Origin of the sequence: Paraburkholderia sp. RL17-368-BIF-A, from assembly GCF_046054045.1 — a bacterium.
GTDB classification, from domain to species: domain Bacteria; phylum Pseudomonadota; class Gammaproteobacteria; order Burkholderiales; family Burkholderiaceae; genus Paraburkholderia; species Paraburkholderia graminis.
In genome coordinates this window covers 183,633-198,234 of record NZ_JARESN010000008.1, presented here as the reverse complement: position 1 = coordinate 198,234, position 14,602 = coordinate 183,633, and the positions used below count along the sequence as shown (strand labels likewise).

Sequence of the window (14,602 nt, the reverse complement as noted above, 5' to 3'; positions counted from 1 at the left end):
ATGCCAGCAGAACGGCGATGCTAGCCCGGCTCAAGGATAACGGCTCGGCCTGAGCGCGCCGGGAACTGGATTTCGAATTGCTATTGTTCATGGTGGTGCCGGAATCGCGGGCAACAGGGCGCCCGGCCGACTGTCAACACATCGGCACGCACCCGCTGACCGCGACAATTGATCCTGTTTGCGCGCCAGGGTCATTTCGACCCGACGCACCCCGTCCGGCTGACGAAAGTTCGGATTCCTTCGCAGCGTCGATCCGTTTCACCCGCGCTCTGGCAGGCCACGGCTTTATTGCAGCGTCGCCTCGTGTTTCATGGGACCGCCGTAGTCGTTGAGGGTCGTGAATGAGACCTTGCCGGCAGCAGGCGTGGCCGACAGCGGCAGCGCAAGCTCGCCGCCAGGATCGACCATGCCGCCTTCGTCGAACTTCGCCGGATTCGGGCCTTCGCCGACGAGGGCCTCGATGATCGTGACGTGAAACGGCGTGGGATTCGAGACCAGCAGGGCCGGCTTGCCGTCATGCGTGCCGAGGCGCCATACGAGCTTGGCCGGTGCGTCGTCGGCCTTGCCTTGCAGGCCGGCCGGACGGAAGAAGAATTTCAGGCGCGAGCGGAACGCGAGCTGCACATAGTTCGCTCCAACCTCTGCCGCTGCGGGCTTGGGTGGGACTTCCAGCAAGTTGAACCACAGAAGGGTTTCGCGGTCGCTGGGCATCGCTTCACCGGTATAGGCAATGCGGATGGTCTGCGACTTGTCCGGATCGATGCGAGCCAGCGGCGGCGTCAGCACGAAAGGGAGGTCGAGCTTGCTCGGGTCGACTTTCGGGTCGCCCTTGTCAAGCCACACCTGCGCGAGGGCGGGGGACTTACCGACATTCGAGAGCTTCAGCGTGACTTCGCTGTCCGTCGCGTTATAGACGACACGCGTACCGGCAATGACGACAGAAGCATGCGCCGAGAAGGGCAGCAGTGCGCCCAGTGCGAGCACGCTAGCGGTCATTGCGCTGCCAAGGAGTTTGCGGATATTCATAACGCTCAACCTGAAAAACGGACTTCGGTGAAATGGCGCCGCGAAGATTGCGCGGCGCCGCGCGCCAGGACATCGGCGCTCCCACAGCGAGTCAATGCCTGAAAGGACAGATAAGCAATCGCATACAGGCCTCATCGGCTGTAGCGACACGCGGCGCGGATAACGCCGCATGTGCTTAGTCATACTAAAAAACGACGTAACGCGAAGTTGTCGTTCAGAGCATGTTGATTACTGATAGATCATCGAGTACGTGACATTGGTCGTCACGCTGCCAGCGGTGGCGCCGCCGGCCGGGGACACGTATTGCGCCGCATATTGCAGGTTTGCGCTGCCGCCCGTGATCGTGGCGGTTTGTGCGTTCTGCGCGCCGTCGGCCTTGCTGACGTCGAGGACCTTTTGCGTGCCGTTGTAGTCGACCAGTTGCACTTCCACGTTCGCGGCGGTGCCGTTGTTGCGCAGGTTGCCGTCGGCCAGCGTGTTCGCGCCGTATTCCCAGAACGTGTGGACGGTGCCCGTCGACGGCGTGCAGGCGCTCAGAGCGATGTTAAAACCCGTCGAGCCTGCCGTCGAACCCGCGGCGGACAGCGTCGCGGCAGACAGCGTCGGCAGCGTGACCGCGAAGTTGTTGCCCTGACCATTGCCGCTCACCGTGCAGGTGTTCGCCGTCAACTGGCCGGTGATGGTCAGGACGCCGCCGTTGCTGGCAGGTGCAGCGTGCGCTGCTGAAGCAACGAGACCCATTGCCGCGACGATCAGGGGGAATGCGATTTTTTTCATTGAGATGTACTCCAGGGTGTTGACCGAGGTAGGTTGATGAACGACACATAGCGCACCGAACCGGAACACGCGCCGGCGCCGGCGATTTTTCGGTCTTGGCTGCCGAATCCCGAGGTTGAGTCGCTAAGCTTCCCGTAAGGGCGGACAGATTATTAAGTAATTAGGTAGACTGATTTATCGGACCAGTCCTAAAAGTCAGTGCATAGTTTGCAAACTTGCAAGCGGGCGTCTAAGGGGTCGTGTTTCTGACGAGCGGACGTGACGACGCGACGTCAGCTTGTTAGCTGGCGACAGACTTTGGTTGCTCTAGACCAAGATGAAGATTGCGCGAAGGTGGTAGGGCGCGGCGGTGGCGTCAATCTCGGGATCGCTGAATTCCTGGCGGCAGACGCGTGGTGCGGGGGGGCGATCGGGTCGTCGGTCTTTGCGTGGCGTGACAGGATTTTCTGGCAGCGCGCATGTCGACGCGCGTCGCGAATGAAGCGACGCGCGAACGCCGCTTACCGGGAACCCGAGGCCGGGCCGTCTTTAGTCGGTGTGTTTGCCGGGCGCCTCACCGGCCGCATTAATCGACACATCAGCCGAAGCATCGCCCGACGCCTCACCAGAACCCTCAGCACCGCTCGCCGCCGCCGCCGCCTCCGGCGCATCCACTTCCGGCACCTCCGGCACCGGAGCGGGTGCCGGACGCGGCAGCGGCGCCAGATAGCGCTCGGAAAGCGCCTCGTAAAGCGCCGGGGCGAACATGCGCGACACGCGGCTCGCGATCAGCGCGGTGGCCATCAGCGAAATCACGAGCGCGTGGCCGTTGATCATCTCCATCACGATGACAAACGACGTGATCGGCGATTGCGTGACGGCCGCGAGATAGCCGACCATCGCGAGCGCGATCAGCATCGGCAGTTGCATCGAGCCGAACACCATGTGCAGCAGATTGCCGAAGCCCGCGCCGATCGACAGCGACGGCGCGAAGATGCCGCCCGGAATGCCGGGCAGGTACGAGCCGACCATCGAGATCATCTTGAGAAACGGATAGAACACGGAGAGCTGTTCATGTCCGTCGAGCAGGCCGCGCGCTTCCGCGTAGCCGCTGCCGAACGTGGTGCCGCCCGACACGATGCCGACCACCGCTATCACCAGGCCGCACAACGCCGCGAACACGACGGGCCGCTCGCCGTGCAAGCGGCGCAGCGGCGCGGGAATCCAGCGCGCGGTGTTCAGCAGCAGCCAGCCGAACACGCCGCCCGCAATGCCGGTGACGATGGCCGTCAGCAGCACCGCGAGCGCAAGCAGGTTCGGAAAGTGCGCGCCGATCTGAATCGTGCCGAAGTACGTGTAGTTGCCGTTCAGGCCGAGCGCAATCACGCCGGCGATGATGATCGCCGTAATCAGCACGCCGCTCGCGCGCGCTTCGAAACTGCGCGTCAGTTCCTCGATGGCGAACACGATGCCCGCAAGCGGCGTGTTGAAAGCCGCCGACAAACCCGCTGCCGCGCCGGCCAGCACCAGTTGCCGCTCGATCAGCGCATTCGAGCGCGGATAAAGCCTGCGCAGATTGAACATGAGCGCCGCGCCCACTTGCACCGTCGGACCTTCGCGGCCGATCGTGAAGCCGCCGAGAATCGCCAGAAACGACACGGCGATCTTGCCGAGCAGGATGCGAAACGACAGCAGCCGCGCGCCATATTCGCCGGGCTTCGCATGAAGCGTGGCGATCACTTGCGGGATGCCGCTGCCCTCGGCGCCGCGGAAAAACTTGCGCGTCAGCCACACGGCGAGCGCGGCCACGGCGGGCGTGATGATGAGCGGCGCCCACACATGCTCGCGCTGCACCGCGCGGAATTCGTCGTAGCCCCAGTCGATCAGCCGCGCGTAAAGCACCGCGACGAGTCCGACCGCGATCGCGCCGAGCCAGAAAATGCCGTATTGACGCCAAAGGCGCTTGCCTCGACGCAGAATCCCGGAAGAAAGAAAAGGTTGCGCTCGTGGCATGAGTATCTGGGAAGCAAAGGGGAAAGTATAAAGCCCGCGGATGGCTCTAAAACGTATGAAAGCCTGGTGAAATAGAGTGAAAAGGCATGTTGTAAGGCGAGCGCTGCAGGACGCCGTTGTTAATCCGCTGGACGGCCTTTGCCCGGTTCAGCAAAGACTATTCCATTCGCGGCCAACGCAGACTCTCGCCGCACAGCAGGGCTCGGCCGCGGCTTGAGCGCGGTTGGCTTTGGCCGCGCAATCGTTTGCTCAAAAGAAAAGGGCGTCACGCGCAGAGTGCCTATGCGAACCGGCCCTGTCACGTGACGCCCTGAAACGCCCGCGTCGGGGAACGTCGGGCGAAGAGGATGCGGATTACACGCCGTGTTGCCGCATTACACGGTTGTTAAATCTGTCGCTTTTCGTTGGCCGTCACGCCGGTTGCGCGTGGGGCTCGCGCCGGTTCGTGCCGGTTCGTGCCACCAATGCGCCCACATGGGCCGGTTGCGAGCCGTGTGGCGGCGGGCTCGCTCTCATCTTTGCCACGCCGCGGCGCAACGCCTGCAAGGCGGCGTCGGCGCTTGGCACATGCAAGTCAGTATAGGCGGTGTTTTCGTCGGTTGTTTCGAGAATGTCGGCGCTTGGTGGAAAGCGCTTCGCAAAGCCCGCCGGCGTCGGCGAACCTGTAACACCGGCGTGATCTTCCCTTACAACTGGCAACGTTCAGGCAGGCGCGCGTCGTGTTCAATCGAGTCATTCGGGGCTTGAGCTCGAATAATCTGATTCGACGGAGAACGACATGAAACGCTTGATCCTCACCCTGATCGCCGGCACCGTGCTCGCAAGCATGCTGGGCGGCTGCATCGTCGCTCCTGCGCCGGGCTATTACTACGGCGGTGGTGGTGGCGGTGGCGGCTATTACCACCATCACGGCTATTACTACCGCTAAGACAGTTGAGCCGACTCAACCGGCGGCCCGTCGCGAAGCACCCTCAGGCAAGAGCGCGGCGGACCGTCAGGCAATCAGCATTTCGAACGCGAGCACGGCCGTAATGGCAGCCGCGTTTGCCGCCAGCGCCTCGACGACAATGCCTTTCCAACTGGCCGGCTTGAAGCGCAGCGCGAGCAGCAACGAACACAGAAGCGCGAGCGCGATGATCATCACGACATCCGCATTGTGAAGATGGAAATTCATGCGGGCCTCCCTGCTTGCGATGGGGTTATTTGAATTCGAGTATAGGCAAGTCAAAAAGACGCGCAAGACAGAGGATTCACCCAGCGAAGCAAAGCAAAGCGCCGCGAGGCAGCCGCCTGAGCGATCAGCCGCTCAAGCGCGCCGCTTCGCGGACCGCTCGCGTCACATCATCCGCGAGTCGCGCGTTTCGCGCATGCACAGCACGCCGATCATGCTGACGGCCGCGGCAATCGACACATACGCGCCGACCCACGGCAAGCCGCCGCGCGCGGCCAGCATTTGCGCGATGTACGGCGCCACCGACGCGCCCAGAATCCCGCCAAGGTTATACGACACGCCCGCGCCGGTATAACGCACGTTGGTCGGGAAAAGCTCGGGCAGGAGCGCGCCCATCGGCGCGAAGGTCACGCCCATCAGGAACAGTTCGATCACGAGGAACAGCAGCACGAGCGACGTTTGCCCGCTGCCGAGAAGCGGCGCCATCGTGAAGCCCGACAGCACAGCCGCGACGATGCCGACGATCAGCACCGGCTTGCGGCCATAGCGGTCGCTTGCCCATGCCGACAGCGGCGTGGCGAGCGCCATGAACACGACGGCGACGCACAGCAGCCCGAGGAACGTCTGCCGCGGAATGTGCAGCACCGACACGCCATACGACAGCGAGAACGTCGTCGCGTTGTAGAACAGCGTGTAGCAGACCACCATCGCGAGCGCGCCGAGCAAGGTGGGCAGCCAATGCCGCGACAGCAGCGTGGCGATCGGCACCTTCACGCGCTCCTGCCGTTCGATGGCGGCCTGGAAGGCCGGCGTCTCAGCGATCTTCAGGCGCACGTAAAGGCCGAGCGCGACCAGCACCGCGCTGACGAGGAACGGCACGCGCCAGCCCCAGCTACGGAACTGCTCGTCGGTGAGCGACATCGCGAGCGCGAAGAAGAGGCCATTGGACGCGAGAAAGCCGATCGACGGCCCGAGTTGCGGGAACATGCCGAACCAGCCGCGCTTGCCGGCCGGCGCGTTTTCGGTGGCGAGCAGCGCCGCGCCGCCCCATTCTCCGCCGAGGCCGATGCCCTGGCCGAAGCGCAAGATGCACAGCAGGATCGGCGCAAGGCTGCCGATCGAGTCGTAGCCCGGCACGAAGCCGATCAGCGTCGTGGACACGCCCATCACGAGCAGCGAGGCGACGAGCGTCGACTTGCGGCCGATGCGGTCGCCGAAATGCCCGAACAGGAACGAGCCGATTGGCCGCGCGACGAAGGCAATGCCGAACGTGACGAAGGCGGACAACGCCTGCGCCGTCGCCGAGCCATGCGGGAAAAACACCGGGCCGATGACGAGCGCCGCGGCGGTCGCATAGACATAGAAATCGTAGAACTCGATCGCGGTGCCGATGAAGCTCGCGAAGATGATCCGCGCGCTGTTGGTCTGCCCGGCCGCATTGGGCTTGGCCGCGGAAATCGGCGATGTGGACATGCAGGGTCTCCATGTTTCTTGATGCCGGCTGCCTGCGCCTGGTAGCGGCGCGGTCGACCGCGGTCAGTCGCGGACAGCGGCAAGATCAGTCGGCATCTTTGTTGAGGTGGTGGCGCGCTCGTGTCGATGATAGAGGCTCGCGCCGCGCCGCGTGCAACACACGCCAGCACGCCACGGCATCAAGCACAAAGCGCTTGCACGGCGCGCGCGGATGGCGCGGCGCCGCCAGGATCGGCTGCTAGCACGCCCGCGGATGAGCAGGCGGCCTGAGCCGTGCCGGAGTGCTCCGGCGAGGGAATCGGAAAATTATAGCGAGCGCGGCGCGTGCGCAGCAAGGCGGCTGGCCGATCAGCCAGGCCGCGTTCAGTCGATGGTCAGCGCCTGTGGCGACGCGAGTTCGCGCAACTGGAACTTGCCGTCGTCGTTGAAAAGCCAGTCTTCGAACAGTTCGAGCTGGCCGCGGCCGTTCAGCAGCTTGCCCGGCGGCAACGGCAATGGCGACGCGCGCCGCAAGCTGGCGAGCGCGGTGCCTTCGGCTTCGTCGTCGCCATTCGTGCGATACACCGACGAGTCCACCACATGTCCATTGCGGTCGACCGTGAACGACACCACGACGAGCGAGCGCAGCATCGCCTGAGGCTTGCCGCGCAGCACATACGAAGGATTGCGCTCGACGATGCGCCGCGCGACGGCCTCGCGGTATTGATCGAGCGTCGCGCTGTTGACCGCGGCGGGCGGCGTCGGGACGACCGCGCGGGGCGGCGGCGTGATCGTGCAGCCGGCGGCGGCGAGCGCGAGCAACGCCGCGAGCGCCGTGCCGCGCCGCGTTGGCCATGATGACGAACCGCGGCTAGCGCCGCATTCAGTCAGAAGATGAAGGAAGCGCGTGCGGGTAAGCATGATGAACCACGAAAGAGAGCGGAACCTGTTTCGATGGTAGTCAAAAACCGCGCGGTTTCAATCCGCGTTCGCCCTTGCTGAGCACGCACGCGCGCATAAAAAAGGCGAACTCGCTAACGAGTTCGCCTTCGCAATCTGCCATGCATTTGCGCGCCGGAGAACGGCGCGCTCCGCGTTTTACTTCAACGCTTGCCGTGCCGCCTGAACCGCCGCCAGCACCTGCTCGGGCGCCGTGCCGCCGGGATGATTGCGGCTCGCGACCGAGCCTTCGAGCGTGAGATACGAGAACACGTCGTCGCCGATCAGATGCGCGACGTTCGGCAACTCGGCGCGCATTTCCTCGAGCGTGAGGTCCGCGAGGTCGATGCCGCGATCCGCGCAGATCCGCACGGCGAGCGCAACGGCTTCGTGCGCGTCGCGAAACGCCAGGCCGCGCTTGACCAGATAGTCGGCCAGATCGGTTGCCGTCGAGAAGCCTTGCAACGCGGCGTCGCGCATCGCTTGCGGCTTCACCGAAATGCCCGCGACCATTTCAGCAAAGATGCGCAGCGTGTCCGCCACCGTATCGACGGTATCGAACAGCGGTTCCTTGTCTTCCTGATTGTCCTTGTTGTACGCGAGCGGCTGGCCTTTCATCAGCGTGAGCAGCGCCATCAGATGGCCGTTCACGCGGCCGGTCTTGCCGCGCGCGAGTTCGGGCACGTCCGGGTTCTTCTTCTGCGGCATGATCGACGAACCGGTGCAGAAGCGGTCGGCCAGATCGATGAAGCCGACGCGCGGGCTCATCCACAGCACGAGTTCTTCGGAGAAGCGCGAGATGTGCGTCATCACGAGCGCCGACGCCGCTGTGAATTCGATCGCGAAGTCGCGGTCGGAGACGGCGTCGAGCGAGTTCGCGCAGATGCCGTCGAAGCCGAGCGTTTTCGCGACCGCGTGACGGTCGATCGGATAGCTCGTGCCCGCGAGCGCCGCCGCGCCGAGCGGCAGGCGGTTCACGCGTTTGCGGCAGTCGAGCATGCGCTCGGCGTCGCGCGAAAACATTTCGACGTAGGCGAGCAGATGATGGCCGAACGTGACCGGCTGCGCGACCTGCAAGTGCGTGAAGCCGGGCATGATGGTCGACGCGTTCTTCTCCGCCATGTCGAGCAGCGCGGTGCGCAGTTCCGTCAGCAATCCGCCGATGCGGTCGATCTCGCCGCGCAGCCACAGGCGGATGTCGGTCGCGACCTGGTCGTTACGCGAGCGGCCCGTGTGCAGGCGCTTGCCGGCGTCGCCGATGAGAGCGGTCAGACGCGCCTCGATGTTCAGGTGGACGTCTTCCAGGTCGAGTTGCCACTCGAACTCGCCGCGCTCGATTTCACCCTTGATCTGCGCCATGCCGCGTTGGATCGCGGCGAGGTCGTCGGCGGCGATGATCTTTTGCGCGGCTAGCATCGAGGCGTGCGCAAGCGACCCTTCGATGTCGACGAGCGCCAGACGCTTGTCGAAGAAAACCGACGACGTGTAGCGTTTGACGAGCTCCGACATCGGCTCCGAGAAGCGAGCCGACCAGGCTTCGCCTTTTTTGTGCAGTTGGGACGTCATGGTGTTGGGCAGTTATGCGGCGGTTAAAGTGGCGCTTAGTCGGTGCTTACCTGGCGGTTGAGCGAGCGGCGATAAGGCTGACGGCGCAGTGCACGCGGCATGACCGCGCGCAGCGTCGCCGAAGCGAAGAAAGACGGCGATTTTAACACTGGCGCGAGGCGTGGCCGACGATTGAACGGCCTGATGCTCGCCATTCATAGGAGCTGAAGCCGCCGGGCGACGCAACGTCATGCAACGCGCTGCAACCACAACCGCTCACTCCCGCACCAGCACCACCAGCTTCAAATCCTCACGATGCGCAGGCTTGAACGTGATCTGATCGTAGACGAGCCGCCCGTCGCGCGGATGGTTGAATTCGCGCCGTCCACCTTCGCGGCCGCCGACGTCCTGCGACGCCCAGAAGCGCGCGAACGCGTCGCTCGCGGCGGTCAGCGAATCGATCAGCGCGCGCGTGGGCGCATCGTTCAGATGACGGATCGAATCCGCGCGAAACTCCGCGGCGAGCCGGCGCGCGCGCGTTTCCCAATCGACGATCAGTTCGCGCGCCGCCGCTTCCGTGAACGTGTAGCGCAGCAGATTGCGGTCGTGCGCGCCGTCGAGCCAGCCGACGAAAAGCTCCGCCGCGCGCTCGTTCCACGCCAGCGCATTCCATTGACGGTCCAGCACGTAGGCCGGCGCGTTCACCAGTTGCACGGTTTCGAGCAGCGTGGCGGGCGCGTCGGCGGCGGCCGGATCGGGTTCGGCCGGATCGCGCTGCGCCGCCAGCTCGAACAGATACGCGCGCTCGGCGCGCGACAGTTGCAACGCGACGGCGATGCGCGCGAGCGCATCGGCGGAAGCGGAAACCGGACGGCCTTGCTCGATCCACGTGTACCAGGTCGGACTCACGCCGCACAGTTGCGCGACTTCCTCGCGGCGCAAGCCCGGCGTGCGGCGGCGCGGGCCGGGCGGCAGGCCGACCGCTTGCGGCGACAGCCGTTCGCGATGCGCGCGGATAAAGTCGCCGAGCGCGCGGGCGGGCGTGGCGTCGAGCGGCGGCGGCTGGTCGGCGGAAGAGGGCGGGGTCATTCGGTTCTTGCTGAGCGTGGGGAGGGTGGCGGGGTGGTGTTATAGATACCAGAATAATTGCTTAACTTGTACCGGTACACGGCGGGCTCTATTGTAGCGGCGTAGCGACTCGAACGGCAGGCCGCGCTGCCCGCGCGCTACACGCGGATTCACACGACACGACATCCCACGCTGACAACCGGAGCTATCCATGAAGCATCACGATCAGGTCGCCGACGCCTTTGGCTCGACCGCCGCCGCTTATTTGACGAGTCCGACGCATGCCACCGGCGCCGATCTGCGCACGCTGGCCGAAGCGGTCGCCGCGACGCCGGGCGCGACGGTGCTGGACATGGGTTGCGGCGCGGGCCACGCGAGCTTCGCCGTCGCGCCGCATGCGCAAGAGGTGGTCGCCTACGACATCGCCGCGCCGATGCTCGCGATCGTCGAAAGCGCGGCGAAGGAGCGCGGCCTCGCGAATATCCGCACGCAGCAAGGCGCCGCCGAAAAACTGCCGTTCGGCGATCACACCTTCGACTGGGTCGTGAGCCGCATGAGCGCACATCACTGGCACGACGTGGCGCCCGCGCTTGCCGAAGTGCGGCGCGTGCTGAAGCCGGGCGGCAGGGTGCTGTTCATCGACATTGCGGGCATCGATCATCCGCTGCTCGATACGCACATTCAGGCAATCGAACTGTTGCGCGACGGTTCGCATATTCGCGATTACCGTGCCGACGAATGGATCGCGATGTTCGAAGCCGCGGGCTTCAAGGCGTCGATTCGCGAGCGCTGGCGTATCGACCTCGAATTCAGTTCGTGGATCGCGCGCATGCGCACGCCGGAGCCGCGTGTCGTGGCGATTCAGTCGCTGTGGCGCGGTTCGCCGGATGAGGTGCGGCAGTACTTCGACGTAAAGGAAGATGGCTCGTTCAAGCTCGATGCGTTGATGATCGACGCGAGTTAAGCGCGGCACGATCGCTTGCAGAAAAAACTAAAGCCGGACGCGACCACAATCGATCGACGCCCGGCTTTATTTCAACCGCACGGCAGCAACGTTCTCAATTCTCAAACGTCGCCGCGCACCTTCAGCCCGTATTCCGCAGGCCCGCCGCAATCCCGTTGATCGTCAAATGAATCCCGCGCCGCACGCGCGCGTTGGTATCGCCCGAGCGATGGCGTTTGAGCAATTCCACCTGCAAGTGATTGAGCGGATCGAGATACGGAAAACGGTTCTTGATCGAGCGCGCGAGCAGCGGATTTTCCGCGAGCCGCTCGCTCTTGCCGGTGATCTCCGACAACACCTTCGAGGTGCGCTCCCATTCCGCGACGATCCGCTCGAACACATGCTTGCGCAGCTTCTTGTCGGACACCAGCGCCGCGTAGCGCGAGGCCACCGCGAGGTCGGTCTTGGCGAGCACCATGTCCATGTTCGACAGCAGCGTCGAGAAGAACGGCCAGCTCTTGTGCATCTTCTTGAGCAGCGCAAGACGGCGCCCACGTTCGGCGTCGCTCGGCGCGCCGTCGAGAAACGCGGCGACCGCGCTGCCGAAACCGTACCAGCCCGTCAGCAGTAGCCGGCATTGGCCCCACGAAAAGCCCCACGGAATCGCGCGCAAATCTTCGATCTTGCGTTGCTTCGGGTCTTGCAATTTGCGCGACGCCGGACGGCTGCCGATGTTCAGCTCCGCGATCTCCGAGATCGGCGTCGACTCGAAGAAATATTCCTTGAAGCCGGGCGTTTCGTACACGAGCGCGCGATACGACGCCATCGCCGCGTCGGACAACTGCTGCATCGTTTGCTCGAATGCAGGCAGTTCGGCGGGCGCATTGCCGTGCGGCAGCAGCGACGCTTCGAGCGTCGCCGCCACCACCGTTTCCAGATTGCGCCGGCCGATGTCCGGGTTGCCGAACTTGCTCGCGATCACTTCGCCTTGCTCGGTCAAACGGATCTGGCCGTCGACGGTGCCAGGCGGCTGCGACAGAATCGCCTGATAGGTCGGGCCGCCGCCACGGCCGACGGTGCCGCCGCGTCCGTGGAAAAGGCGCAGCGTGATGGCGCGTTCGTTGAAGAGCGACACGAGCGCGAGTTCGGCGCGGTACAACTCCCAGTTCGACGTGAGGAAGCCGCCGTCCTTGTTGCTGTCCGAATAGCCGAGCATCACTTCCTGCTCGTTGCCCTGATGTTCGATGATCGAATCGACGCCCGGCAGCGCGAGCAGATCGCGCATGATGTGCGGCGCGTTGCGCAAGTCGGGAATCGTCTCGAAGAGCGGAATCACCATCAGCGCCGCTTTGGCCGGATCGTTCGCGTCACCGAGCCGCCCTTGCAGCAGGCCGGTTTCTTTTTGCAGCAGCATCACTTCGACGAGATCGCTGACCGTCTCCGTGTGCGAAATGATGTAGTTGCGCACCGCGCGCGCGCCGAATTTCTCGCGCGTGACGCGGGCTTGCTCCAGCACGCCGAGTTCGCTTTTCACGAGATCCGAGTAGTCGGCGTAAGGCAGGCGCAACGGACGCGGCTGCGCGAGTTCCGTGAGCAGCACGTCGAGCTTCTCGCTTTCTTCGAGCGCCGCGTAGTCGTCGTGGACGCCCGCGCGCTTGAACAGCTCGGCAATCACTGCTTCGTGGATGTCCGAACTCTGACGCAAGTCGATGCTCGCAAGGTGGAAGCCGAACACTTCGGCCGCGCGCGCCAGCGGCGCGAGACGCGGCGCGGCGAGCGGCGCACCGTGATGCTCGGCGAGCGAATCGATCAGCACATGCAGGTCGCGCGCGAATTCGGCGGCGTCGTCATAAGGCGTGGCGCGAATCGGCGCTGCGCCGCGTCCCGCGCTGCGCAGCGGCACGCTGCCTTCGCCGAGACGCACGCGCGCGCTTGCCGCGAGCCGCGTGTACATGCCGATCAGCGCGCGCCGATACGGCTCGTCCGTGCGATGCGGCGAACGATCCGGCGAGCTTTCCGCAAGCGCTTTGAGTTCGTCGCTCGCGCCGGCGAGCAGATTCGACACCGACAATTCCGCGCCGAGCTTGTGCACCTGCTCCAGATAGTGTTCGAAGATGACCTCGGCCTGGCGCGAGATCGCGTGCTCGAGCGTTTCGGCCGTGACGTTCGGATTGCCGTCGCGGTCGCCGCCGATCCAGCTACCCATCTGGAAGAACGGCGGCAGGCGCGCTTCGAGACCGTGCTCCTTCAGCGCTTCTTCGACATCGGCGTAGAGCGCGGGAATTTCCTCGAGGAAGGTCGCGCGGTAGTACGACAGCGCATTTTCGATTTCGTCGGCGACGGTCAGCCGCGAGTCGCGCAGCATGCGCGTTTGCCATAGCGACGTGACGCGTGCGCGCAGCATCGTTTCGTTGTGCGCGCGTTCGCGGTCGGTCAACTGCTGGTCGCGTTCGGCGAGCAGGCGCGCGACGTCGTGCTCCGCATCGAGAATGCTCTTGCGCTGCACTTCAGTCGGGTGCGCGGTGAGCACGGGCACGATCAGCGCGTTGTTGAAAAACTGCTGCAACACCGGCGTTGCCGCGGCGCCCGCTTCGACGAGCCGCTCCAGCGCATAAGCGATGCTGCCCGGCTGCGGCGCCGAGCCCGCCAGCGCGTGAATACGATGGCGGCGATTGCGGTGACGGTCCTCGGCGATATTCGCGAGGTGCGAGAAGTAGCTGAACGCGCGCACCACGCTGACCGTTTGCTCGGGGCTCAGCGAGCGCAGTTTCTTGTCGAGCGTTTGCGCGGCGGCGTTGTCGTCCTCGCGACGAAAACGCACGGCCGTCTGCCGGATCGTTTCGACGACGTCGAACACCGCGTCGCCTTCCTGTTCGCGCAGCACGTCGCCGAGCAGGCGGCCGAGATAGCGGATGTCCTGGAAGAGCGGATGATCCTTGTCGTCGCGCGTGCGGCCGTTGGTTTTCGGCGCGGCGATGACGATGCTTTCCGAGGACACGGCTTGCAGGTTCGCCGCGTTGTCTTCGGCTTTGCTCTTCGTCTTCGCCTTCGCGTTCGCTTTGCCGTTCTTCATCGCGGAGGCGGCCTCGTTCGCTTTGCCAGCCTTCGATGTCTTGACGGTCTTTTCCGCTTTGACGGGCACCGAGGTTTTCTCGGCCTTGATGGCTTTGGCGGCGTTCGCGGCGGTGGCGGCCTTCGTGGCTTTCGCAGGCTTAGCGCCAGTCGTCGCGCGTTTGGCTTTGGCCGGTTGCGTGGCGTGTGCGTCCGCGGCGGACGAGGCGGAAGCAGTCGACGCGTCGACGTCGGCAGTGGAAGCGTTGGGCGATGCAGTGTTGCGGCGGGCGGAGCGCGCCGATCCGGAAGACGTCACGATGGGTTTCCTCAGGGAAGCCAGGGTCTGTTAAGTGATGAACTGCTACTGCGGAACTCGAACTGCACTGAAACGGCAACGTGAACTGCATGAAGCGGTATGCACCGATGGCGATACGCCGGAGAGGATGGCCGCGCGTGACGAGGTCCGCATACGGCGCATGTTGCGCCGCATTGAATCATCGCGCATGCGGCGCCGCGATGCGCGAACGACCGTGCGTGAAGAGGCCGCGGCGAAGTCTGATACACCACAGCCGCAAGTCCCACGCATTTCGCACGCACAACGCGCTGGACAGCCGCGCATGGCGCGACGCCCGTCT

The 14,602-nt window shown here is 64.6% G+C and carries 11 protein-coding genes; 2 read left to right on the top strand and 9 right to left on the bottom strand.

Annotated features, from left to right (window positions below; all coding sequences use genetic code 11):
• Positions 1–285: 285 nt before the first annotated feature.
• From P0D87_RS16510 to P0D87_RS16500, 3 genes are all read right to left on the bottom strand, one after another.
• On the bottom strand, positions 286–996 hold the full coding sequence (locus P0D87_RS16510) for a fimbria/pilus periplasmic chaperone (RefSeq protein WP_307252689.1): 711 nt from the start codon (positions 994–996) through the stop codon (positions 286–288).
• 258 nt (positions 997–1,254) lie between these two features.
• On the bottom strand, positions 1,255–1,803 hold the full coding sequence (locus tag P0D87_RS16505) for a fimbrial protein (protein WP_029971898.1): 549 nt from the start codon (positions 1,801–1,803) through the stop codon (positions 1,255–1,257).
• 528 nt (positions 1,804–2,331) lie between these two features.
• Complete coding sequence (locus P0D87_RS16500) at positions 2,332–3,795, bottom strand: chloride channel protein (protein ID WP_053857696.1); 1,464 nt, start codon at positions 3,793–3,795, stop codon at positions 2,332–2,334.
• Between the two features lie 778 nt (positions 3,796–4,573).
• Between P0D87_RS16500 and P0D87_RS16495 the strand changes: the two genes are divergently transcribed.
• On the top strand, positions 4,574–4,723 hold the full coding sequence (locus P0D87_RS16495) for a hypothetical protein (RefSeq protein ID WP_165919805.1): 150 nt from the start codon (positions 4,574–4,576) through the stop codon (positions 4,721–4,723).
• A gap of 66 nt (positions 4,724–4,789) precedes the next feature.
• On the opposite strand, the gene P0D87_RS16490 is transcribed toward P0D87_RS16495, so the two are convergent.
• From P0D87_RS16490 to P0D87_RS16470, 5 genes are all read right to left on the bottom strand, one after another.
• Entirely contained in the window at positions 4,790–4,969 is a 180-nt protein-coding gene (locus tag P0D87_RS16490) for a hypothetical protein (RefSeq protein WP_006048481.1), read from the bottom strand.
• 162 nt (positions 4,970–5,131) lie between these two features.
• On the bottom strand, positions 5,132–6,439 hold the full coding sequence (locus P0D87_RS16485; RefSeq protein WP_029971900.1) for an MFS transporter: 1,308 nt from the start codon (positions 6,437–6,439) through the stop codon (positions 5,132–5,134).
• 363 nt (positions 6,440–6,802) lie between these two features.
• Complete coding sequence (locus P0D87_RS16480; RefSeq protein ID WP_053857697.1) at positions 6,803–7,339, bottom strand: energy transducer TonB family protein; 537 nt, start codon at positions 7,337–7,339, stop codon at positions 6,803–6,805.
• A 177-nt stretch (positions 7,340–7,516) separates the two neighbouring features.
• Positions 7,517–8,923 carry an argininosuccinate lyase gene (argH, locus tag P0D87_RS16475; protein ID WP_006048478.1) on the bottom strand — a complete coding sequence of 469 codons (1,407 nt, stop codon included), beginning with the start codon at positions 8,921–8,923 and terminating at the stop codon, positions 7,517–7,519.
• Positions 8,924–9,178: 255 nt separating this feature from the next.
• The gene (locus tag P0D87_RS16470) at positions 9,179–9,991 is read right to left on the bottom strand and encodes a helix-turn-helix transcriptional regulator (RefSeq protein ID WP_006048477.1); all 813 of its coding nucleotides are present in this window, start codon (positions 9,989–9,991) and stop codon (positions 9,179–9,181) included.
• Positions 9,992–10,181: 190 nt separating this feature from the next.
• Here P0D87_RS16470 and P0D87_RS16465 point away from each other — a divergent pair, with 190 nt between their 5' ends.
• Positions 10,182–10,934, top strand: a complete 753-nt coding sequence (locus tag P0D87_RS16465) for a class I SAM-dependent methyltransferase (protein ID WP_006048476.1) — start codon at positions 10,182–10,184, stop codon at positions 10,932–10,934.
• A gap of 121 nt (positions 10,935–11,055) precedes the next feature.
• Here the strand turns inward: P0D87_RS16465 and ppc are convergent, their stop codons facing one another.
• On the bottom strand, positions 11,056–14,283 hold the full coding sequence (gene ppc / locus P0D87_RS16460; RefSeq protein WP_053857698.1) for a phosphoenolpyruvate carboxylase: 3,228 nt from the start codon (positions 14,281–14,283) through the stop codon (positions 11,056–11,058).
• Positions 14,284–14,602 lie beyond the last annotated feature (319 nt).

Bases quoted from the DNA above. Each gene is read 5' to 3' on its own strand.
- P0D87_RS16470 (WP_006048477.1), bottom strand. From the start codon at position 9,991: ATGACCCCGCCCTCTTCCGCCGACCAGCCGCCGCCGCTCGACGCCACG.
- argH (WP_006048478.1), bottom strand. From the start codon at position 8,923: ATGACGTCCCAACTGCACAAAAAAGGCGAAGCCTGGTCGGCTCGCTTC.
- P0D87_RS16485 (WP_029971900.1), bottom strand. From the start codon at position 6,439: ATGTCCACATCGCCGATTTCCGCGGCCAAGCCCAATGCGGCCGGGCAG.
- P0D87_RS16490 (WP_006048481.1), bottom strand. From the start codon at position 4,969: ATGAATTTCCATCTTCACAATGCGGATGTCGTGATGATCATCGCGCTC.
- P0D87_RS16500 (WP_053857696.1), bottom strand. From the start codon at position 3,795: ATGCCACGAGCGCAACCTTTTCTTTCTTCCGGGATTCTGCGTCGAGGC.
- P0D87_RS16495 (WP_165919805.1), top strand. From the start codon at position 4,574: ATGAAACGCTTGATCCTCACCCTGATCGCCGGCACCGTGCTCGCAAGC.
- P0D87_RS16510 (WP_307252689.1), bottom strand. From the start codon at position 996: ATGACCGCTAGCGTGCTCGCACTGGGCGCACTGCTGCCCTTCTCGGCG.
- P0D87_RS16480 (WP_053857697.1), bottom strand. From the start codon at position 7,339: ATGCTTACCCGCACGCGCTTCCTTCATCTTCTGACTGAATGCGGCGCT.
- P0D87_RS16505 (WP_029971898.1), bottom strand. From the start codon at position 1,803: ATGAAAAAAATCGCATTCCCCCTGATCGTCGCGGCAATGGGTCTCGTT.
- P0D87_RS16465 (WP_006048476.1), top strand. From the start codon at position 10,182: ATGAAGCATCACGATCAGGTCGCCGACGCCTTTGGCTCGACCGCCGCC.